The 20360-nt window shown below is 59.2% G+C and carries 19 protein-coding genes; 11 read left to right on the top strand and 8 right to left on the bottom strand.

Annotated features, from left to right (window positions below; all coding sequences use genetic code 11):
• Nucleotides 1–8 precede the first annotated feature (8 nt).
• Nucleotides 9–464: a GNAT family N-acetyltransferase gene (locus tag Q4E11_RS05145; RefSeq protein WP_303164187.1), complete on the bottom strand. Its 456-nt coding sequence runs from the start codon at nt 462–464 to the stop codon at nt 9–11.
• A 301-nt stretch (nt 465–765) separates the two neighbouring features.
• Between Q4E11_RS05145 and Q4E11_RS05140 the strand changes: the two genes are divergently transcribed.
• The 9 genes from Q4E11_RS05140 to Q4E11_RS05100 all read left to right on the top strand — a co-directional run bounded on the left by Q4E11_RS05140 (nt 766) and on the right by Q4E11_RS05100 (nt 11890).
• Complete coding sequence (locus Q4E11_RS05140) at nt 766–1779, top strand: alpha/beta hydrolase family protein (RefSeq protein WP_303164185.1); 1014 nt, start codon at nt 766–768, stop codon at nt 1777–1779.
• Nucleotides 1780–2019: 240 nt separating this feature from the next.
• Complete coding sequence (locus tag Q4E11_RS05135; RefSeq protein ID WP_303164183.1) at nt 2020–4080, top strand: glycosyltransferase; 2061 nt, start codon at nt 2020–2022, stop codon at nt 4078–4080.
• A complete protein-coding gene (locus tag Q4E11_RS05130) occupies nt 4064–4651 on the top strand; it encodes a phosphatase PAP2 family protein (RefSeq protein ID WP_303164181.1) in 588 nt (195 codons plus the stop codon). Before Q4E11_RS05135 ends, Q4E11_RS05130 begins: the two co-directional genes overlap by 17 nt.
• 23 nt (nt 4652–4674) lie before the next feature.
• Nucleotides 4675–5703, top strand: a complete 1029-nt coding sequence (locus Q4E11_RS05125; RefSeq protein WP_303164174.1) for a decaprenyl-phosphate phosphoribosyltransferase — start codon at nt 4675–4677, stop codon at nt 5701–5703.
• Nucleotides 5704–6173: 470 nt separating this feature from the next.
• The gene (locus Q4E11_RS05120) at nt 6174–7217 is read left to right on the top strand and encodes an alpha/beta hydrolase family protein (protein ID WP_303164173.1); all 1044 of its coding nucleotides are present in this window, start codon (nt 6174–6176) and stop codon (nt 7215–7217) included.
• A 519-nt stretch (nt 7218–7736) separates the two neighbouring features.
• Nucleotides 7737–9818, top strand: coding sequence for an alpha/beta hydrolase-fold protein (locus tag Q4E11_RS05115; protein ID WP_303164171.1), 2082 nt, complete (start codon nt 7737–7739; stop codon nt 9816–9818).
• A complete protein-coding gene (locus Q4E11_RS05110; protein WP_303164169.1) occupies nt 9819–10310 on the top strand; it encodes a DUF732 domain-containing protein in 492 nt (163 codons plus the stop codon). It begins immediately after the preceding gene.
• A gap of 5 nt (nt 10311–10315) precedes the next feature.
• Nucleotides 10316–11239: a cutinase family protein gene (locus Q4E11_RS05105; protein WP_303164168.1), complete on the top strand. Its 924-nt coding sequence runs from the start codon at nt 10316–10318 to the stop codon at nt 11237–11239.
• A 111-nt stretch (nt 11240–11350) separates the two neighbouring features.
• Complete coding sequence (locus Q4E11_RS05100; protein WP_303164167.1) at nt 11351–11890, top strand: TM2 domain-containing protein; 540 nt, start codon at nt 11351–11353, stop codon at nt 11888–11890.
• Between the two features lie 84 nt (nt 11891–11974).
• Here the strand turns inward: Q4E11_RS05100 and Q4E11_RS05095 are convergent, their stop codons facing one another.
• The 7 genes from Q4E11_RS05095 to trmB all read right to left on the bottom strand — a co-directional run bounded on the left by Q4E11_RS05095 (nt 11975) and on the right by trmB (nt 18531).
• On the bottom strand, nt 11975–13339 hold the full coding sequence (locus Q4E11_RS05095; protein ID WP_303164165.1) for a PFL family protein: 1365 nt from the start codon (nt 13337–13339) through the stop codon (nt 11975–11977).
• A gap of 14 nt (nt 13340–13353) precedes the next feature.
• A complete protein-coding gene (locus Q4E11_RS05090) occupies nt 13354–13623 on the bottom strand; it encodes an ACT domain-containing protein (RefSeq protein ID WP_303164164.1) in 270 nt (89 codons plus the stop codon).
• Nucleotides 13624–13896: 273 nt separating this feature from the next.
• Nucleotides 13897–15423, bottom strand: coding sequence for a peptide MFS transporter (locus Q4E11_RS05085; RefSeq protein WP_303164162.1), 1527 nt, complete (start codon nt 15421–15423; stop codon nt 13897–13899).
• Between the two features lie 63 nt (nt 15424–15486).
• Nucleotides 15487–15858: a DUF3054 domain-containing protein gene (locus Q4E11_RS05080; RefSeq protein WP_303164160.1), complete on the bottom strand. Its 372-nt coding sequence runs from the start codon at nt 15856–15858 to the stop codon at nt 15487–15489.
• A 10-nt stretch (nt 15859–15868) separates the two neighbouring features.
• Nucleotides 15869–16927 (bottom strand): YbhN family protein, encoded by a 1059-nt coding sequence (locus Q4E11_RS05075; protein ID WP_303164158.1) that lies wholly within the window; start codon nt 16925–16927, stop codon nt 15869–15871.
• Nucleotides 16928–17053: 126 nt separating this feature from the next.
• Nucleotides 17054–17737: an NYN domain-containing protein gene (locus tag Q4E11_RS05070; RefSeq protein WP_303164156.1), complete on the bottom strand. Its 684-nt coding sequence runs from the start codon at nt 17735–17737 to the stop codon at nt 17054–17056.
• 5 nt (nt 17738–17742) lie between these two features.
• Nucleotides 17743–18531 carry a tRNA (guanosine(46)-N7)-methyltransferase TrmB gene (trmB, locus tag Q4E11_RS05065; RefSeq protein ID WP_303164154.1) on the bottom strand — a complete coding sequence of 263 codons (789 nt, stop codon included), beginning with the start codon at nt 18529–18531 and terminating at the stop codon, nt 17743–17745.
• 212 nt (nt 18532–18743) lie between these two features.
• On the opposite strand from trmB, the gene Q4E11_RS05060 reads away from it, so the two are divergent.
• Together Q4E11_RS05060 and Q4E11_RS05055 are read left to right on the top strand one after the other, a co-directional pair.
• Nucleotides 18744–19244 (top strand): hypothetical protein, encoded by a 501-nt coding sequence (locus tag Q4E11_RS05060; RefSeq protein ID WP_303164152.1) that lies wholly within the window; start codon nt 18744–18746, stop codon nt 19242–19244.
• A complete protein-coding gene (locus Q4E11_RS05055; RefSeq protein WP_303164150.1) occupies nt 19226–20353 on the top strand; it encodes a hypothetical protein in 1128 nt (375 codons plus the stop codon). The genes Q4E11_RS05060 and Q4E11_RS05055 overlap by 19 nt, the downstream gene beginning before the upstream one ends.
• Nucleotides 20354–20360: the final 7 nt, after the last annotated feature.

Genomic DNA, 20360 nt, shown 5'->3' with positions numbered 1-20360 from the left:
GCCAGGAGCTAGCCCTCAATCGCGAAATGCAAAATCGGATACGGCCGACCATCAGCATCCAGGTCGTCGCGTCCACCCTGTACGAAACCATGGTGTAGGTAAAAGCCGACTGCTCCCGGATTCTGCTCATTGACATCGACTTTTCGCACCCCGAGCTGGTCTACGGCATAGCGAAGCAGTAGCGAGCCAACGCCCTGACCACGGAATTCATCGGCGACAAACAGCATTTCCAGGCTGTCCTCAACCACCCCGGCAAAACCGACGGGGTGGTTGTTGCATTCTGCGACAAAGAGGTGGGCTGCCGGGAAATATGCCGGGCTGAGGTTGCTTTCGATTGCCTGAAAGTCCTCCTCGGTTAGGAAGTGATGCGTCGCGCGAACGGCACTGCGCCAAATGTCGACCAGTGCTGGATACTCTTCTGGTCCTATACACCTGCGGGTTGTCGCTGTCATTCGGGGGTTCATGCGGAAAATCGTTGCAGAACGACGAGTGGGGCTTCAACTTTTAGCAAAAAGTACGTTGAGGGTACGAGGCTAGGTCACTTCATGTGGGCATCAAAGACCACAACAGCGTTAGCTTTGTTGTTTTTCAAAATTAAGGCAAAATCTTGGAGTTTTGCCTGGAAAGCACCGCCAAAGACGAGTAAGTTCGTCAGAGATTCATTATTTCTTAAGGAAATTCTTTTAAAGGGCGGTCTCGCCTGAATGCTCTTCCCTTGCCTGTGGGAAGACGCATTAAGAAGCGCAATGTGAGGAGAATGCACACGTGAAGATCACCTCTACTTTCCGTGGTTGGCGCCGAAAGGTGGCAGCTGTGGCTTCCGCAGTGGCTGTGGCTGCATCTGCTCTGACTATGGCACCTGCTGCAAGTGCAGCTGGTGACCGTGGCGCCCTGCGCCCGGGTTGTGAATGGGACTCTTACCAGTACTTCACCCAGAAGTGCCAGGTGTATTCACCGTCCATGGACCGCAACATCCCGGTCCAGATTGTGGCCTCTGCCAATGGTGGTAACAAGGCCCTCTACCTCCTCGATGGTCTGCGCAGCCCGGTAGATGCCTCTGACTGGGTTGAGCGCGGCAACGCTCCTCGCACTTTTGAAGGCTCCAACGTCAACCTCGTTATCCCAGGTGGCGGTGGCGGCAGCTTCTACACCGACTGGAAACGTCCGTCGTTCGGCCCGCAGGGTCCGTTTGTAAACAAGTGGGAGACCTTCCTGACTCAGGAACTGCCGGTCTACCTGGAGCGTGAGTTCGGTATTTCCCGCACCGGTAACTCGGTGGCTGGTCTGTCCATGGGCGCATCGGCTGCCCTGTCACTGGCCTATAACCACCGTGACCAGTTCGGTCAGGCTCTGGCCTTCTCCGGTTACCTGCACACCACCGCGCCGGGCATGACCACTGCTATTGAGGCCGCTCAGCTGTCGGCTGGCTACACCTCTTTTGATATGTGGGGTGCCCCGATGTCCAAGGAGCGCGTCCGCAATGATCCATACCTGAACGTCGACAAGATGAAGGGTCTGGACCTGGTAATTACCTCGGCAAATGGTGTTCCGGATGAGGTTCGCGACCCGAAGAACCTCTACCGCGCAATCCCGAAGGTCGGCGGCGTTGCGCTGGAGTCGCTGTCGCGCCTGTCCACCCGCGAATTTGAAATGCGCGCTCGCACCACCGGCCTGGATGCCACCTTCGAATACGAAAAGACCGGTATCCATGACTGGCCGACCTGGGAGCGCAACCTGCAGAACAACAGGGCTCGCATCGAGGGATTCCTCGGCGCCTAACTCAGCAGGAGCCTAAACCAGCAGGAGTCTAAACCAGCTCTTACAACTACATACTGAACTAAACAGCCCTATGCGCAGCATCTAAGCCGCCGCGCATAGGGCTGTCACATTCTGGGCAGTCGCTAGCGTGGCAAACAGAGCCAATCCGCCACTGGCACTAGGATGCTATGAGATAGAAACGTCGGTAAATTATCGGCGGCAATACCTGGTAGACCATTCGGAAAGCGGTTGATACGTCTCATGGCATCACAGCCCGAACAAAAGCGGACAAAAAACCCGACAACGTCGTCAAGCCTTGCCGTTGAACGCCTGCAGCGGATTTTGCTGCCCAAGTTGGGTGAGCCGCGTGATGTCCGCTCGCTCTACCTGGTTGAACCGGAGACCAACACTGGTCGTGTACAGGCGCATTCGCGCACGTCGGCAAGCATTCCGGCGGGCGATGAAGTAAGTTTTGAAACCTACTTCAATGCTTTTCCGGCGTCGTACTGGCGTCGGTGGACCAATCTGGAAAATGTAGTCCTGCGCCTGGAGCTGTCCGGCACGGCGCGTGTGGATATTTACCGTTCGAAGATTGACGGTGCTCGTATCGCTGTGACCGGTAAGGTCGTCGGCGATTTGGGTGCTGCCGCCGAGGGTGCAGAGGCCAAGGTCGACGGCAAGGATGTACACGTCTGTGAGATTTCCGTACCGCTGACGCAGTTCGAAGACGGCGGCTGGATTTGGTTCGACCTGACCTGTGAGACGGACGTCGAGATCCACTCGGCGGCGTGGTACTCGGATATCGCGGCACCAAGCCAGACCTACCCGGATGGCTCCGAGCACCCGGCCCCGGAAGGCCGCGTCACCATCGGTATTCCGACGTTCAACCGCCCAACCGATGCTGTCGCAGCACTTGAGGCGCTGTCCTCGGATCCGGAAGTCGATGCGATTATTGATGCAGTTTTGATGCCTGACCAGGGCACAAAGCACCCCGCTGATGAGCCGGGTTTCGATGCCGTCGCGAAGCACTTCGGCGATCGTCTGCGCATCTTCCCGCAGGGCAACCTCGGTGGTTCCGGCGGATACTCGCGCATTATGTATGAGGCCCTGGGCGGGCCGGACTCCGATCCGAAGCGCGCCACGGACAGCCCGTTCATCCTTTACATGGATGATGACATCGCCATTGAGCCGGATTCCATCCTGCGCGCGGTTGCTGTTGGCCGCTTTGCCAAGCGCCCGATGCTGGTGGGCGGACAGATGCTCAACCTGCAGGAACGCAGCCACCTGCACTCGATGGGTGAGGTCATCGGCCGCCACGACTTCATGTGGACCTCCGCGCCGCACGTCCACTATGACCACGACTTTTACGCCCACCCGCTGCGCGATCGCGGTGAGCACGGAACCAACGCCACCGGCGAGGTCGTCGATTCCAAGGACCTGCACCGCCGCATTGACGTCGAGTTCAATGGTTGGTGGATGTGTCTCATCCCGCGCGTCGCGGCAGAGACCATCGGTCAACCACTGCCGCTGTTTATTAAGTGGGACGATGCCGAATACGGTCTGCGCGCGGGCAAGGCGGGCTTTCCGACGGCTACGTGGCCGGGCGTGGCAATTTGGCATATGGCCTGGTCGGATAAGGATGACGCCATTGACTGGCAGGCGTACTTCCACCTGCGCAACCGCTTGATTGTCGCGGCTCTCCAGCACGAGGGCGATGCCGCCGGCATTGTCCGTTCCATGCGCAAGGCTACGTTCAAGCACCTGCTGTGCCTGGAGTACTCCACCGTCGCCATCCAGAACGAAGCTATGAAGGACTTCCTGGCAGGCCCGGAGCACCTTTTCGACATTCTCGAAACCTCACTGCCGCGCATCAACGCAATGCGCAAGAACTTCCCGGATGCCGTTGTGCTGCCAAGCGCTGGTGATCTGCCGAAGCCGTCGGGAATTCCGGGAGTTCCGACCAAGGATGTCGGTGGTCGCCTGGGCAAGCTCAAGAAGGTCGGCTGGCTGGCAAAGGGCCTGCTCCACAGCGTGCGCCCGGAAAATCCGGAGCACCACGTGACACCGCAGGCCAACCTGGCGCCGTTGGAAGCCCGCTGGTTCTCGCTGTCTCGCGTTGACGGCGCAACCGTCACCACCGCCGATGGTCGTGGTGTGGTCTACCGCCAACGTGACCGCGACAAGGCCAAGGCTCTGTTGGAGGAGTCCTGGGAGCTGCAGAAGCAGGTTGAGGAGCGTTTTGAACAATTGCAGGCTCGCTACCGCGCGGCCTATGACCATCTGACCAGTAGGAAGGCCTGGGCCGATGTCTTCGAAAATTAAAGGCGACCCGTTCGGCGAGTCCGACGTTCTCGTTTCTATTCAGCATTCGCTTAACGACGTCCCCGGCGTGCTACCCACCGCGCGTGCGATGAGCTTTTTCGGCGAGCACGCCCTGGGCTGGATGGGGCTGGCTGCTCTTGGGGCAGCTATTGACAAGGAGCGACGCACGGAGTGGGCAAAGGTCGGTGTTGCAGCTTTTACCTCGCACGCCGCATCCGTTGTGATTAAGCGCATTGTCCGCCGCCCGCGTCCCCATGATCGTCGTATAGCAATTGGCGTCGGCACTCCTAGTAAACTGAGTTTCCCTTCCTCGCACGCGACATCGACGACTGCGGCGCTGGTGGGAATTGGCAAGCTGGGGTACCCGGTGGCACCAATCGTGGGTGTGCCGGCAATTATGCTCTCCCGCCTTGTGCTGGGTGTGCACTACCCAACAGATGTGGCACTTGGCGCGGCGCTGGGTGCAGCAACAGCAGTTGCAGTCGACAAAATAGGTGATAGGGTCATCGAGCCGAAAACGGCACGGCGTGACCAGTGCGAACAGCCCACCATTTCGGAAAGGAATGCATAGTGACGCAGGCGGAGAATAATAACGTGTCCAACGTGCCAGATAGTCGGCAAGCACATCATGCTTCGCGCATCGGCTCGGAGCCGCACACTTCCGGTATTGATGAGCCTGCACACCCGCAGGGTCAGCCTCCGAAGAATCTGCTCGATGGAATGATTAAGGCGCTTCGCCCCAAGCAGTGGGTGAAGAACGTGCTCGTCATTGCGGCCCCGCTCGCGGGCGGCAATGAGATTATGAACTCCGGCCGTTCGATTGGCACTCTCGCTGTTGACATCCTGGTGGCCTTCGTGGCCTTCTGTCTGGCGGCGTCGTCTATTTATCTGATTAATGATGCTCGCGATGTCGAGGCTGACCGCGCGCATCCGACCAAACGATTCCGCCCAATTGCCGCTGGTGTGCTGCCGGTGAATATGGCCTATGCCATGGCGGTGGTGTTGATTATCGCATCGATTGCGGTGTCGTGGTTTGCTTCGGAAGGCCCTGGTCTGGCCATTGTCGTGGCTGTATATATTGCGCTGCAGCTGGGCTACTGTTTCGGCTTAAAGCACCAGCCGGTGATCGATATCGCACTGGTGTCCTCGGGCTTTATGCTGCGAGCAATGGCCGGCGGTGTGGCAGCGAACATTCACCTGTCGCAGTGGTTCCTGCTGGTCGCAGCATTCGGTTCGCTGTTTATGGCGGCCGGTAAGCGCTACGCTGAGCTGCTTCTGGCAGAGCGCACGGGCAAGAAGATTCGTAAGTCACTGCAGGGCTACACCGCAACCTACCTGCGCTTTGTTTGGACGCTGGCCGCAACTGCGGTGGTGCTCTCCTACGCGCTGTGGGGCTTCGAGATGGGCCGTGTGCCAGGTACTTCCTCGGCCTCGGCAATCTGGTATGAGATCTCGATGGTGCCGTTCACAGTGGCAATTCTGCGCTTCGCGGCTGACGTTGACCGCGGCGATGCCGGCAGCCCAGATGAGATTGCGCTGCGTGACCGTGCACTGCAGGCACTAGCTGTGCTGTGGCTGATTACCATCGCCATTGCGGTCTATGTTGTGCCGGCTATGGGGTAATTCTCCCTGCGGCTAGTTCTGTTAGTTCTGCCACGATTTTGTGGGAGGGCCTAGGGGGCTAGAAAGAGCAAATGTGAGCCCGTGTACCGAGTTGGTGCACGGGCTTTTGCATACCCAGGTTGCGCTTAGATCGTGTTCGCATTGTGTTTGGGCTGTGCTCGGGTTGTTTTTAGTTTCAGTTCATATAAAGGGCGGGGGTGAAATTACCTATTTGTAATTTCCCTACTGATGAACGGTGTTTTCTCCCATAACCAGAGGTTTTCTAAACAAAAGTTCGTAATGTTACGAAAAGATTACGATTCGGACTTGGTTGTTGAGAATTGTTTGAGTATCGTTACGTAATTGAGATTCTCCCAGTGGGGATCTCCAGTTGTCGCGTCACAACTGGAAGCAGAAAGCGAAAGCTCGCGAAAGCGACTGCCTCCGAGAAGTATGACGCGGAGGTTAGTCCGAAAGTTAAGAGGAGAACGATGAGCTTTACTGCAGTGAGGCGCAACTTCACGGTGAAGGTCGTGGCTGCCCTTGTCGCTGTCGCCATGGTGTTCGGCGGCATTATGGTCGCATCCGCGAAGGATGCAAGCGCTGACCCGAACCGCGATCGACTGCGCCCGGGCTGTGAGTGGGATCCATACAACTGGTGGGTTCAGTACTGCCAGGTCTTCTCGCCGTCTATGAAGCGCAACATCCCGGTTCAGATTAAGGCTGCAACCGGCGGTGGCGATGCATCTCTGTACATGCTCGATGGTCTCTGGGGCTTTAACAGGGGAGCGTCTGGCTGGATTTGGTCGGGTCACATTGCCCAGACCTTCGCCAATGACAACATCACGTTGGTTGCACCGGCCGCCGGTGATGGTTCGTTCTACACTGACTGGAACGCACCGGCAATTACAACTGATGGCCCGAAGATTCAGAAGTGGGAGACCTTCCTGACTCAGGAGCTGCCGGTCTACCTGCAGCGTGAGTTTGGCGTGAATCCGAACCGTAACGCCATTGCCGGTCTGTCGATGGGTGCGGCTGCAGCCGTGTCGCTGGCAGCACGCCACCGTGACCAGTTCAAGCACGTCACCTCGCTGTCCGGTTACTACCAGATGTCCAACCCGATTGTTGCAACTGGTACCACTGCGATGGTCGCTGGTGTTGGCGTTATAAACCCGACTGCTATGTGGGGTCTGCCGGTTCCGGCATCGCCAGAGCGTCAGGCGCATGACCCGTCGATGCTGCTGGATCAGCTTAGGGGTCTGCCGATGTACGTCTCCTCGGCCCAGGGTGTGCAGAGCCTGTGGAGTGACCCGGAGGTTCTGAACCGCCCGCTGCCGCAGCTGCCGGACACCGTCTGGCGCGCGGTTATGGAGTCCGTCTCCCGTGCATCTACGCAGCGCTTTGAGCAGGATGCTCGTGCCGCTGGTCTGAACGCAACGTTTGCTTACAGCCCGAACGGTATCCATTCGTGGGAGCTGTGGGGCCGTGACGCTGCACTGGCTCGCCCGTACATCCTGCGCGCGCTCGGCGTCTAAATTCGCTCAGCGTCTAAGATTAGGCTCGCCACTGGCGGCCGCTAGCCAGGAGTGGAGTTAGCGCGTCGACGAAGTGGTGTCGTAGTGAAAAAGACCAATCCCGGTTATCGGGATTGGTCTTTTTTATTGCAACAGGTAGCCACGCACTCATGTGCGAGATGCGGAAAATGTTCGTTTAAAAAGCTTGAACTCAGTACTTTTTGCGTGTGTCGCCACGGTTTTTACCCAGAAGAGGGTAAACATGAGAGTCGAACCTTAAAGTAAAGGGTGAAGCTATTCAGGTAGCTATGCTGCTTCGTTTTAAGCATGCTGGTGAAACTATCCATCGCGGCGGAGTGCCGGAGGAGGGGAACCTCCGGAAACGTTGCTGGGCACCAGGTGTTTTTGGGGATGCAGACAGCACTGCCGTCGTAAAGCGTGCAACCTTGCGCGGCACTGCCTGTACGCATCTATTCGGTGCTGCACCACCCAACATTTCTCAATCAACCTTAAAGCGACTTTGTAAAGGGAAGCCCTCTCATGCGCGTAACCGCTAAGTTCCTCCGTGGTGGTCTCGGCAGCAGCCGACGACCCTCGCGGGCGTTGACCGCAATTTTGGCAGTGCCGTTGGCTCTTGGTCTCGGTGCCCCGGTGGCAGTGGCAGCTCCCGACGAAGGTCAGCAGAGCCTGCCGAGCTATGAGGAAGTTAAGGCAGGCCAGGCGGGCAACCTTGGTGATGTCGCCAGGGCGGCACAGGCCGCCGGGCAGGACGCTGCTGCCGCAGCTGCGGGGCAGCCGGTGCCGGGTTTGGGAATGCCCAAGCCGATGCCGGGGCCGGAGCGCACGCCATTTAAGGTTGAATCTCCAGCAGTGCCTAACCTGCCAAGTGGCGTGAGCGTGGAGAAGGTCGATTGGTACACCGATCACCACGTTGTTGCGCACATTCGCTCTGCAGCCATGCCGGAGAAGCCGATTCAGGTGGAAATCCTGCTGCCGCGCGATTGGTACCGCGATAAGGACCGCACTTTCCCGAGCGTCTACCACCTCGACGGGATGGCCTCCTTCGATGACTACTCCGGCTGGATTCGTGCTACCAACATCGAGCGCTTCTACGAAGACAAGAATGTCCTGGTTGTCCTTCCAGCAGGTGGCTCCGGCTCGTTCTACTCCGACTGGGATCAGCCGGACAATGGCCAGAACTACAAGTGGGAGACCTTCATCACCAAGGAGCTCGTCCCGGTTATTACCAACGGCTTCCGCGGTAACGATGATCGCGGCATCTTCGGTATCTCCATGGGGGCGACCGGTGCGTATAACATCGCCGCGCACTCTCCAGAGCTGTGGAAGTTTGCCGGTAGTCTCTCCGGCTATCTGGACATGACCTCTCCGGGCATGCCACAGGCCATTGCGCTTGGCATGAAGAACTCCGGTGGCTTCGACGCGACCAAGATGTGGGGTCCGCTGGGCTCGCAGCGTTGGAAGGACAATGACCCGAAGCTCAACATCGACAAGCTCAAGGGCATGTCGCTCTACATCTCCGCAGGTAACGGCAACACCGGTGAATGGGATGTGCCGTCGGAATTCGACCCGACCAAGCCGAATAACCCGACTGGGTATGCCCTCGAAGTGCTCTCGCGCATGACCAGCGAAACATTCATCCGCGAAGCACATGCCAAGGGGGTCAAGCCAGTTGTGAACTTCCGCAACTCGGGCACGCACTCCTGGCCGTACTGGCAGTTCGAGGTCAGCCAGGCATGGCCGACCCTGGCCGATGCGTTGCAGCTGCCAGAGGCAGACCGCGGTGCGGTATGCAAGGTCGGCGGCGACATTGAGAAGGCCGTCGCCTCGCTGCCGGGTATCGGCACCTGCCTGTCGGATGAGTACAAGGCCGCCAAGGGCGGTGTGGCTCAGGACTTCACAGGCGGTACCGCTTACTGGCATCCGGACACCGGCGCGCATGTTGTGTGGGGTCGCATCGGCTCCCGCTACAACGAGCTCGGCGGTCCATCCTCGCCGCTTGGCTACCCGCTGACCAATGAGCTGGAAACCCCGGACGGTTCGGGACGCTTTGTCCACTTCCAGAACGGTTCCATCTACTGGACTCCGGAAGGCGGCGCGCATGAAGTCATCGGTGACATCATGAACGCCTGGGGCAAGGCAGGCTTCGAAACCGGTCCGCTGGGATACCCAACTGGAAACCATCACGATATTCCGGGCGGTATTGCCCAGGACTTTGAGGGCGGCACCATTGTGAAGGTCGGTGGCGAAGAGCCGCGCATCGTCCGTGGTGATATCGGTCGTGCCTACAACGAGCTCGGTGGTGCCGAGTCCGATTTGGGACTGCCAATCGACGGCGATGAGCAGAAGCTCAACCGCGGCGCATTCCAGCGCTTCGAGCACGGTGCTATCTACTGGACGCCGGAAACTGGCGCTCAGCCAGTGATGTCCAACGACATCACTGACCACTGGGGCAGCACCGGATTTGAAAACGGCCCATTCGGCTACCCAGTCGGTCCGCTTCAGCCGGTCAAGGCCGGTGGCCTCGAGCAGCAGTTTGAGGGCGGCTGGATTCGACAGCTCAACGGCAAGATTGTCGAAGACCGCAACGAGGGGAATAAGTAAATGTCCCTGAATAAGTCTTTCCGAACGTTGGTCACAACTGCAGGTATTGCATTGTTGGCCTTCGGCACGGCTGCCTGTGGTGGTTCCACGGTGGAGTCCTCGGAGGTCACCTCAGAGACGACCAGTACGAAGTCCTCCACGACGTCGTCAAGCAGTACCTCGCCAGCACCGCGCACGACGCAGGACTCCGAGCCGGAGATTTCTGATCCGGCGGCGACGCGCGTGGATAAGGCACCGGACGGGCAGATGGCGCTCAGCGATGCCGACAATCAGTTCCTCGACGCGCTGGTCGCAAAGGGAATCGATGTCGATGGGGTGGAAGATCAGCTCATCGGCACTGGTCGCGCGGCGTGCGCGGATGCCCCGGCGGAAGAGCGTGATGTCGTCGCGCTGGCAATCGCCGGTCAGCTGGTCGCGCAGGATCGCTCCTCCGATAGCGCGGAGGAAGTGGCGAAGATTATTGCAACCTCCGCTAAAAAGGCGTATTGCTAGCACTCATGCGTAAAGTGCTCACAGTATTGGCGGTCATCGTGCTGGTGATCGCCATTGGTGTTGGCGTTGGGCAATGGCTTAACGACGATCACAGCGAACCAACCCCACCGCCACCCGGCGGCGATGATGGTGTAATGGCCGAACAACCTGAGTGGTGCCCGGCCATTGAGGTCATTGCGGTGCCCGGTACTGCGGAATCGCGGGCCGATGATGACCCGTTGGCGCCAACGGCGAATCCGAATTCGCTGCTGCTCGGCGTGACGAACCCGCTGTCGCAGTCGTACTCGGGCGACAAGGTCAAGGTGTGGACCACGCCGTACCCAGCGACAATCAAGACGCACCAGATGCCTGATCAGCTGACTTACGACGACTCCCAGGCTGTGGGACGCGACGTGACCTCCAAGGAAATGGCCGACCTGCACGGACAGTGCCCACTGACGGACTTTATCCTGATGGGCTTCTCACAGGGAGCAGCTATTGCTGGCGACCTGGCCTCAGAAATTGGTAATGGCAACGGTGCTGTGCCGGCCGAACGAGTGGTGGGCGTGGCCCTGTTGGGTGACCCTCGCCGTGATCCGAATCAGGGTGTCAATCAGGGCGTTGACCTGGCCGGAGTGGGCATTGAGCTATCGCTGCGTCCGCTCAATGGCATTGTGCAAAGTGTTGTGCCCGGTGCTTCCATGCGTGGCCCGCGCGAGGGCTTTGGTGAGCTCAATGACCGCGTCAACAACATCTGCGTGCCATCGGATTCCTTCTGCGATGTGCCGCCAGGTGTTGCCGACGCAATTGCGAGGGCGCAGGAGATGATTGCCGGTGCCGGTGCGCACGCATCGTACGCGTTTAACGATGTCGCAATGCCGGGGACGACTCCGCTTGCGTGGACTGAGGGATGGGCGCGCGGTCTCATTGACCAGTCGCTGGCGCGGTAACGCGTAAAAGCGGTAGGGCGTAAAAAAGGGGATGTGCCTTGATTAGTTTTGGGTTAGAGTGTGAAACAATTCCGTCTCTCATGCACGGCCAACCCGGAAGGCACCCGCACCATGACGAACCCCTACGGTAATTACGACGAAGATGGCATGCCTATTAAGAATCCGAAACCCTGGGATGTGCCACCGACCCCGCAGTCATATGGAAACCCGCCGGGCTACCAGTCTGGCTACCAGCAGCAGGCGTATGGTCAGCCGAATTACCAGCAGCCCAATGGTTACCAGCAGCAGGCCTACGGTCAGCCTCCAGTGTCGGCGGGGTACAACCCACATGTGAACTACTTCAGCCCAGCGAGTGGTATTTCGCCGAAGTCAAAGGTGCTTGCCGCCCTGCTGGCTTTCTTCGTGGGCGCCTTCGGAGTACACAACTTCTACTTGGGTAGGACCGGGCGCGGTTTGACGCAGCTAACCCTCTGGGGCGGCAGCGTGATGTCGGCACTTATTCTTGAGGCCACCATCATCCTGGCACCACTGGCAGTTATCTGCCTGATGGTTACCTCTGCCGTCGGCATCTGGGCCTTTGTTGAGTTCATCCTGCTGATTATCGGCACTGGCTCCTACAAGTACGACGCTCAAGGTCGCATCTTGACCTAATGCGGGTGGGCCAGCTGCCAGCCACCAGTAGGCAGCAGGGGAGCGGCGGCGGGGGGCGAACTAGCGCCGACAGCAGGACAGACCCTAGTTCCTGAACCCGTGCACTGGCGCTGGAATGTAGCCACCGCGAGCAATGAACTCGGCATTGCCCTTGGCATTGACGTCAATGACCGGCGCGTAGCCGAGCAGACCGCCGAAGTTCACCTCATCACCAGGTTTGGTGCCTGGCACCGGAATGAGACGGGCTGCGGTGGTTTTGTGGTTCATCACGCCAATGGCCGCCTCATCGGCAATCATGCCGGAGATAGTCGACGCAGGGGTGTCACCCGGAATGGCAATCATGTCGAAGCCCACCGAACAGATGGAGGTCATTGCCTCCAGCTTGTCCATGGAGATAGAACCGGCGCGCACCGCATCAATCATGCCCTTGTCCTCCGAGACCGGAATGAACGAGCCGGAGAGCCCACCCACACGCGAGCATGCCATGAGGCCGCCCTTCTTCACTGCGTCGTTAAGCAGCGCCAGTGCGGCGGTCGTGCCGTGCGTACCCACCTGTTCCAAGCCCATGTGCTCGAGGATGTGAGCGACGGAGTCGCCCATCTCAGCGGTGGGAGCCAGCGAGAGGTCAACGATGCCAAACGGCACCCCCAGGCGTTCCGAGGCCATCGAACCGACCAGCTGGCCAGTACGCGTGATCTTGAACGCTGCCTTCTTAATCTCCTCAGCGACTTCGTTGAAGCTCGCGCCCTTGAGATCGCCCAGCGCGCGGTCGACCACGCCAGGGCCGGAAACGCCGACGGAAACGACACAGTCAGGCTCCTCCACGCCGTGGAAAGCGCCGGCCATAAATGGGTTGTCGCCCACCGCATTGGCGAATACAACGAGCTTGGCGCAGGCGATAGAGCTGCGGTCGGCGGTCGCCTCCGCTGCTTCCTTAACAATCTCGCCCATGCGTTTGACGGCATTCATGTTGATGCCCGCGCGTGACGACGCAACGTTGACCGAGCTGCATACCAACTCGGTTTCGCTAAGAGCCTCCGGAATGGAGTTGATGAGCTTCTTTTCGCTGGTCGTGGCGCCCTTTTCGACGAGCGCGGAGTAACCGCCGAGGAAGTTCACACCAGAATCGCGGGCAGCGCGGTCCAGCGCCTTGGCAACTATGGTGGGATTGCCTTCACAACCGGCTGTGACCAGGGAAATTGGAGTGACCGAGATGCGCTTGTTGACAATCGGGATACCCAATTCGGCTTCGATGCCCTCGCAGACCTCAACGAGGTGCGTGGCCTGCCTGGTCACGCGGTCATACACCGCCTGTGCGGTGGCTTCCATATCGGAGCGGGCGCATTCGAGCAGCGAAATGCCCATGGTGACCGTCCGGATATCCAGACGGTACTTCTCGATCATGTCAATGGTGTCGAGGAATTTAGATTGCGCGAAGTTGAAATCCATGCCGGTCGCGCCCTCTAAATCTCGTTGACGGCGTTAAACAGCGCCTCAGACTGGATTCGGATGACAAGGCCTTCGCGCTGGCCGACCGAATCCATGTAATTCTGCAGGGTACTGATGGGGGTTTCCTTTTCGTCGAATTCGACTCGCAGAATCATGGTGAACCATTTGTCCATGAGGGTCTGGGAAACATCGACGATGTTGACGTCCTGCTCCGCCAGAGCAGTGGTGACGGCGGCGATGATGCCGGTGTGATCTTCGCCGGTGACGGTAATGATGGCAAACATGCCATTAATTTTAGCCGCTGGGGGATTCCTAGCTGCTGAGGCGTTGTAAGCAGGGCTTAGGCAGTGGGAGGGCGTAGGTAGCGGGAGTATGCGGTGCTGTGGTAGTTACTCTGGCGCCGACATAGCTCAGTCCACGTGACTTCACGACATCCATGGCACCTCGTGCCGTCTGCGGAGGTGCCATGAGGTGCCATGGGCGCCATGAGGTGGTCGACGCCTTGCTCTAGCACAGATAAGTTAGCCCAGCAAAGTTAGCCCAGAAAAGAACGTCAATTACCGGACGTCCACGAACTCCTTGACAATCCACTTGCGCAGGCCCAGCAGAATCAGGCCAAGGACAACCGATGCGACACCCAGGGTGATGAAGAAGGTATTTTCCGCTGCGGCGTCTTCGTAGTTGTAGAAGCCTGCCAGCGTACCTGCCAGCGAGGTACCCATGGCAATAGCCATCAGCCAGACGGCCATCATGCGGGACGGGAACGCTGCCGGAGCCACCTTGGTTGCCAGGGCGTTGCCGACCGGGCTCAGCATGAGCTCACCCATGGTGAACAGGAAGAGAATCCAAATGATGGCCCACAGCGGAGTTGAGTTCTCGCCACCGCCGGAGAACGGAATGAAGAAGAACAGCGAGATACCAATGATGATATTGGCGACACCGAACTTCACCGGGGTGGACCACTGACGGTCACCGAGCTTGGACCAGATAGCCGCAAACACCATGGAGAAGGTGATGATGAAAATCGGGTTGATGGAGTTAATCCAGGCCGGAGACATTTCCCAACCGAAGATTTCGCGGTTCAGGCGGATATCGGAGTAAATAGCCAGAACAGTGAACTGTTGCTGGAAGATACCGAAGAACAGCACGCCAGAGATAAACATCGGAATAAAGCCGATGAGGCGCGACTTTTCAGACTTCGTCGTCAGCGGCGAGGAGTACATCTGCCACCACAGCACCACAGCTGCGACAAAGGCGATGATGGTGACGACAGTCGAGAGGCTTTCAATCGGTACGATTCCGGTGGCCACAAGTGCGACGGAAACCACGGCGACTGCCACGGTGATGCCGATCCACTTCGGGTACTGCTTCTTAGGCAGTGGGTTCGGGATATCGTGACCTGCATCGGCGATGGTGGTCTTGCGCATCATGATGTACTGAATCAGGCCCGCAGCCATACCAATTGCGGCCAGGCCGAAGCCCCAGTGGAAGCCCTTCATGCCCCAGATCCAACCGGTGAGCAGCGGGCCAAAGAGAGCACCGATGTTGACACCCATGTAGAAGATGGAGAAGCCAGCATCACGGCGGGGATCATCCTTCGCATACAGCTGACCCAACACAACCTGCGCGTTGGTCTTCACGCCACCGGAACCAAGCGCGATGGAGACAAGACCGATGGCCAGGCCTGGAACGCCAGGGATTACAGCCAGCGAGATGTGACCAATCATGACCAGGATTGCGGAGTAGAACAGTGTCCGCTCGGATCCCAGGACGCGGTCAGCAATGAGTGATGCCGCCAGCGCAGCCATGTAGACCAGGCCACCGTATGCGCCGACAATCGAGGTTGCGGCACCCTTGTCCAGGCCGAGACCTCCGCGGGTGGTCTCGTAGTACATGTAGAAGGCCAGGATGGCCTGCATGCCGTAGAAGCTGAAGCGCTCCCACATTTCGATGCCAAAGAGGTTGGCGAGACCCCACGGTTGGCCCATGAAAGTTCTTTCTTTACCGGGCTCTGCGGGGTTTTTAACTAGCTCGGTCTTGGCAGCTTGGTGTGCGCCGAGAGACTCGTCGGGTGAATTTTCCATACCCTCAATTATCGAGGTGTGATGGACAAATTAAAAACCGTTTATTGTCGTTAGCGCCACAGGTCACTCAATCGACTTGCGCTGAACGGCGTTCGCCGCACCGCGCCAGCCGAGCAGCAGCAAACCACTCATTACCGTTGCGACCAGGATAAATGACCAGTGCGGCATCTCAGAATTACGGACGGCCCACACAGCCAGGCCAACGGCCACAGTGGCAAACCACACAATTGCGCCGGAGGAAATCTTCCGCGGATCCGGCTCATTTTTAATCAGTGCAGTACCTAGTAGAGTACCGAGCGCGAATGGCCAGAACGTATCCAGAATATTGAGGAAAGTGAACGGATCCGTAGCCGAATTATGGGCCAGACGTGCCAGAATGGCGAAGATAAAAATAGCCAGGGTGTCAATCAAGTACGTCGATACGCGCGTATTCATGAACCCCAGTCTAGCTGCCCGCGACCTGCGAACTCTCCGGCTGCGTCTCCGGGGCACCCTCATGGTCAAAACCGAGAAGGTAGATAATCCAGCCGACGATAGCGACCAGTACGAACGAGACCACGCGGTAGACCAGAACGGACGCAAACGCCTCCGCGCCCGTCGTACCACCGGCCACGAGCGCCGCAGTCAGCGCCGCCTCCACGGTGCCGATACCGCCTGGCGTTGCCTGAATCCAGCCGGCGAGTTTACCGGTGACAAACGCCAGCAGCACCTTCGTCGCGGAAATATCGTCGACACCGACGGCGCGCACCGCCGCGTAGAGGCAAACAATCTCCGCCACCCAGTTAAGGAAGGACCAGAAGAAGGAAAACGCGAGGGTCTGCAAGGGCAGTTCGACGCTGGTGAGCTGCTTTACGACGTCATCGAGACGTTCGACATCCGTATTTTTCGGCTTCTTTCGAATCTTATTGAAGACCCCGAGACCCCACTTGCCAATTTTGCTGACAAACGTCGGGTCCTGGGAGAACCGCCACAACAGTAGGGTGGCCAGCAAAACCACAATCGCAATGGCGACGAGCACGGCGGTGGTGCCGCCCTGGCCGACGAAAAAGAGACTGCCGACGCCCAAAAACGCCAGGCCCAAAAATGACAGCGCACCGGAGAAGAGAACAAACCAGCTGACCACAACTGGTGAGGCTCCCCACTGCATCATGCGCTTGATCTGAAGCGCGGTGGAGAATGCAGCACCACCGGGAACCGTGACTGACCAGGCATTAGAAGCCAGGGTTAGCGCGGCAGTATTGCCGCGGGTGGCGTTTTCCACACCACCGGCGCGCAACAGCAGACGCATCACCTCAGCCATGGAGAACAGGGCAAAGGCCACGCTGACGATGGAGAACAACATCCAGCTGATATCGACGCCTGCGAGGATGCGTAGTCCTTGGACCACGCTGTCCCAGTTCTTCACAGTCAGGACTACGCCCACGACCACAATGGCTACGGTGATGCTCACACGTAGCCAGCCGGCATTGCCGATCTTGGTTAGGGCATTTTTAAGTCGTGACATAAGTAAGAAGCCTGTTCGTCGTCTATTGCATCCTAACGGCAAAACGTCGTTTAGGGCAGCACTGCCTAACTACGGCGCTGCCTAACTACAGCACTGCCTCCCGTTAGCTGGATGCGAGTTAGCCGACTAGTCGTCGTTCTTGTGGTCGCGATCTTTCAGCAGCGCAGTAAGCGGACGGAATGGCTGCAGCCAAGCACCGTCATCTGGCAGGCGGTCCAGGTCAATGCGCGGCAGCGGCTCGCGGAAGACGCCCTTGATTTCCTCCAGGTCAACAAAGCGAATCGCATCCGAGGCCAGCGCCCAGGAAGCGTGCTCGTGGAAACCAATAACGGTTACCGGAATGCCTTCAGCAGCCAGTTTTTCCAGTAGTTCCTGGAAATTCTGGCCGTCAGCGGACGCAACGACGACACTTCGCAATACGCTCTCGTCGTAACGCCTTTGGATGTGCGCAATCATGTCCGGGTCAACGTCGGTGTCCTCTTCGATCTTCGGCTTGGCGAAAACCGCGAATCCAACATTGCGCAGGGCCTCGACCCATGGGCGGACAATTTCGGCGGAACCTGGGTTGACGTTGGTAAAGACCGTGGCCTCAGGCAGGACATCGGAGCCAATTTTCTTGGAGACGCGGTTGGCTTCGTCGATAAGCCATTTACCCACGGCATCAAAGCGCGGACGGTGCGCGGCGGTCGGGCGGGAACCCAGGATTGCGCCGAGCCCCATGTCCAGGTTCGGTGCGTCCCAGACCAACAACGCGGTTGGGTGAGTCTCGGCGGTGGAATAGCTGGCGGACGTGTTCTGTGTCGTGCTCATTGTTCCTAGGCCTCCTTCTTGCGCCAGATGAACTCGTGGATGCTGTGATCGAGGTTGAGACCGCGGGCTTCGAACTTGGTCGTCGGGCGGTCGAGAAGCATGGGAGATTCCGGCCACGGCCACGCGATGGGCTCCAAGGTCGGCTCGACATCACGCAGCTCTTCAATCCACTCGGCGTATCCGGCGTGGTCAGTGGCGGCGTGGAAGACGCCACCGGGCTTCAGGCGCGACGAAATCAAGCGCAGCGTGCCGGACTGCAGAATACGGCGCTTGTGGTGGCGCGCCTTGGGCCAGGGGTCCGGGAAGAACAGGCGAACACCAGCCAGGGACTCCGGCTCAATCATGCGCTGTAGGACCTCGACGCCATCGCCACGGACCATGCGGATATTCGGAACCTCATTGCGCACAGTCGCGGAGAGCAGTTTGGCCAGGCCAGGGCGGTAGAGCTCGACGGCGATGATGTTGTGGTCGGGCTCCTTTGGTGCCATCGCGACAGTGGACGTACCAGTGCCGCAGCCAATCTCGACGATGGTTGGACCCTGGCGGCCGAACCATTCCTCGACATCAATGACTTCGTCAGAGAGCACCTTGCCGTAAGCATCCCAATTTTCGTCCCAGATTTTTTCCTGGTTGGGAGTCAGAGTGCCGCGGCGGAAAGAAAGATTGCCGATGCGCGGGTAGTCCAGACCATCATTGAACTGGGTCTTTTCCGGTCGGCCAGAGGGCAGTTCGCCCTTTTTTGATTGCCGCTTTGGGGGTTGTTCAGTGTTTTCAGAAAAATCAGAAGTAGTCACGTTCCCTATTGTCCCCGACAGGGGCTAACTATCCAATAAGCGCTATCCCACCAGCGCCCCCGGGATCCTTGCGCAGGCTTGAAGCAGGTGGCGCCACTATTCGAGTTGCCGAATCCGGGGGTCGTTGTAGTCTGAACGCGAAGCCGTGCCGCTTATGGCTCGGCACCTGGGCAAGGGGATACCAGGAATATGGGGGAAGGGGAATAGGTCACATGGACCTAATTTCAGGAAAATCAGCTCCACCTGCAGTAACGCTGCGCTCTGCCGCCTTAGATTGGCTATCTGGCAGGCAGGAATCGGGCAACTCAGGCGCCGCCGAAGTCGCCGTCGCCGCAGCGCTGGAACGTGACGTACACAGCCAGAAAATATGCGCGCGCCTGCACCGAGGCGTGGCCGAGCAAGGCGTACGGCACGCATTTGCGCAGTGCCACAAAGAAATCGCAGAGACGCTGGCTACTCCGGTAGAGCTGGTCATTGAACAGCACCCGATTCGCCGCACGCTTGCCGACGAATATTGCGAGATCACCACCAATGAGCCAGCTGAGCACTCTTATGTATTCAACCTGGCGCTGCACGGTGTGAGTGAGGGCAACGGTGTGAGTGATAGCCAAGAAGCGGACTCAGCACTGGTAGCACAGCTGACGGAAATTGCGGTGGCCTTTCCGGCGGCGCGTGATGGCCTGGAGGAGTTGCTGTGGCAGCACCGGAAGTAGCAGACGTTGAACGTGGGCTTGGGGAACGTCGCGTGCCCGATTCCGGTGCGCCCACTGGTGTCGCACGTGGCCACGGACAGCGTAGCGTGCCTGAGCGCGTAGAGGGGGAACCTGTTGAGGGCTCGTCTGCGCAGCGGCCACCGGTGGTCGTGACTAAGGCGGGCAGTGCGGCCGACCGCGCGGATTTCTCGCAACTGGTAGATGTCTCTGTACAGCCACGTCGTCTGGAGTTCGTGGATAGGCGCAGCTCAGTGGTGCTCTACGTCGCAGACAGTGAGGTGCAGCCGACACGGGAATGCGTGGATACGGTGGCGGCCATCGCCCGCGCCACGGGAAGGATCGCGGTTGGCCTCATTGGCAACGGTGACTACGCACAGGCCTGGCGGCAGGAAATCGACGGCGCTATCCCCATGGGAGCGTTGGACGAACGGATGGCGCGCACCCTGGTCCTGCTCGCAGAAGGGCCACCGCGGAACTTTGGTGAGGGGCCTTCGTCGCGCCGGGCCAGATATGCCAGAGCGCAACTGGCGCAGGAGCGATCGCGCGCAGCCGGTGCGGCGGCGCGATTGCAGCGAAAACTCCAGGTGGCTGCCGAAAGCGCTGTTTGGGAGGCGCTGCAGGAGTTGGCTGAGCAAGAGGCTGCGGATGCCGAGTCGCTGCGGAGCCGGGCGGAGAGCGCTGCGGCGCGGTTGAAACAGTGGTGTGGTGATGAACTGGGCCTCGATGTGGACACCGCTGTTCCCGCGCCGGAGCGCCCAGCGCGACCAAACTACGTGGTGGAGGCAGTGGTGGCCGTGGCATCCCTGGGTGTTGCCGTTGCTGCGGTGAGGGTCGTCCACAGGTTGTTGACGTGGGTGGGGCTGCCGCCGGCGGTGGCGGTTGGGGCCGCGCTGGTGGTGGGGTTGATCGTCGCGGTTGTGGCGGTGGGCGCAACAGTTCGTCGTAACGCGAAACAGCGTTCCGCGCAATGGCGCGCGAACTACCTGGCCCACTTGCGGCGGCGCTGGCAGCAGGCGGTGGAAGTCGCGGTGCGCGAGGCGCTCGGTGCGCGAGGCCAGGGGTGGCGAATAGAGCAATTGGCAAACTACGTCGGGCCAACCAATAGATAGCGATGAC

This window comes from Corynebacterium sp. (assembly GCF_030532195.1).
Taxonomy (GTDB): Bacteria; Actinomycetota; Actinomycetes; order Mycobacteriales; family Mycobacteriaceae; genus Corynebacterium.
The sequence above is the reverse complement of the archived record's forward strand: the minus strand, read 5'-3'. Positions and strand labels throughout refer to the sequence as shown.

Coding starts and splice junctions, on each gene's coding strand:
- Q4E11_RS05145 (WP_303164187.1), bottom strand. CDS start 464: ATGAACCCCCGAATGACAGCGACAACCCGCAGGTGTATAGGACCAGAA.
- Q4E11_RS05135 (WP_303164183.1), top strand. CDS start 2,020: ATGGCATCACAGCCCGAACAAAAGCGGACAAAAAACCCGACAACGTCG.
- Q4E11_RS05130 (WP_303164181.1), top strand. CDS start 4,064: ATGTCTTCGAAAATTAAAGGCGACCCGTTCGGCGAGTCCGACGTTCTC.
- Q4E11_RS05120 (WP_303164173.1), top strand. CDS start 6,174: ATGAGCTTTACTGCAGTGAGGCGCAACTTCACGGTGAAGGTCGTGGCT.
- Q4E11_RS05115 (WP_303164171.1), top strand. CDS start 7,737: ATGCGCGTAACCGCTAAGTTCCTCCGTGGTGGTCTCGGCAGCAGCCGA.
- Q4E11_RS05110 (WP_303164169.1), top strand. CDS start 9,819: ATGTCCCTGAATAAGTCTTTCCGAACGTTGGTCACAACTGCAGGTATT.
- Q4E11_RS05105 (WP_303164168.1), top strand. CDS start 10,316: ATGCGTAAAGTGCTCACAGTATTGGCGGTCATCGTGCTGGTGATCGCC.
- Q4E11_RS05100 (WP_303164167.1), top strand. CDS start 11,351: ATGACGAACCCCTACGGTAATTACGACGAAGATGGCATGCCTATTAAG.
- Q4E11_RS05095 (WP_303164165.1), bottom strand. CDS start 13,339: ATGGATTTCAACTTCGCGCAATCTAAATTCCTCGACACCATTGACATG.
- Q4E11_RS05090 (WP_303164164.1), bottom strand. CDS start 13,623: ATGTTTGCCATCATTACCGTCACCGGCGAAGATCACACCGGCATCATC.
- Q4E11_RS05085 (WP_303164162.1), bottom strand. CDS start 15,423: ATGGAAAATTCACCCGACGAGTCTCTCGGCGCACACCAAGCTGCCAAG.
- Q4E11_RS05080 (WP_303164160.1), bottom strand. CDS start 15,858: ATGAATACGCGCGTATCGACGTACTTGATTGACACCCTGGCTATTTTT.
- Q4E11_RS05075 (WP_303164158.1), bottom strand. CDS start 16,927: ATGTCACGACTTAAAAATGCCCTAACCAAGATCGGCAATGCCGGCTGG.
- Q4E11_RS05070 (WP_303164156.1), bottom strand. CDS start 17,737: ATGAGCACGACACAGAACACGTCCGCCAGCTATTCCACCGCCGAGACT.
- Q4E11_RS05060 (WP_303164152.1), top strand. CDS start 18,744: ATGGACCTAATTTCAGGAAAATCAGCTCCACCTGCAGTAACGCTGCGC.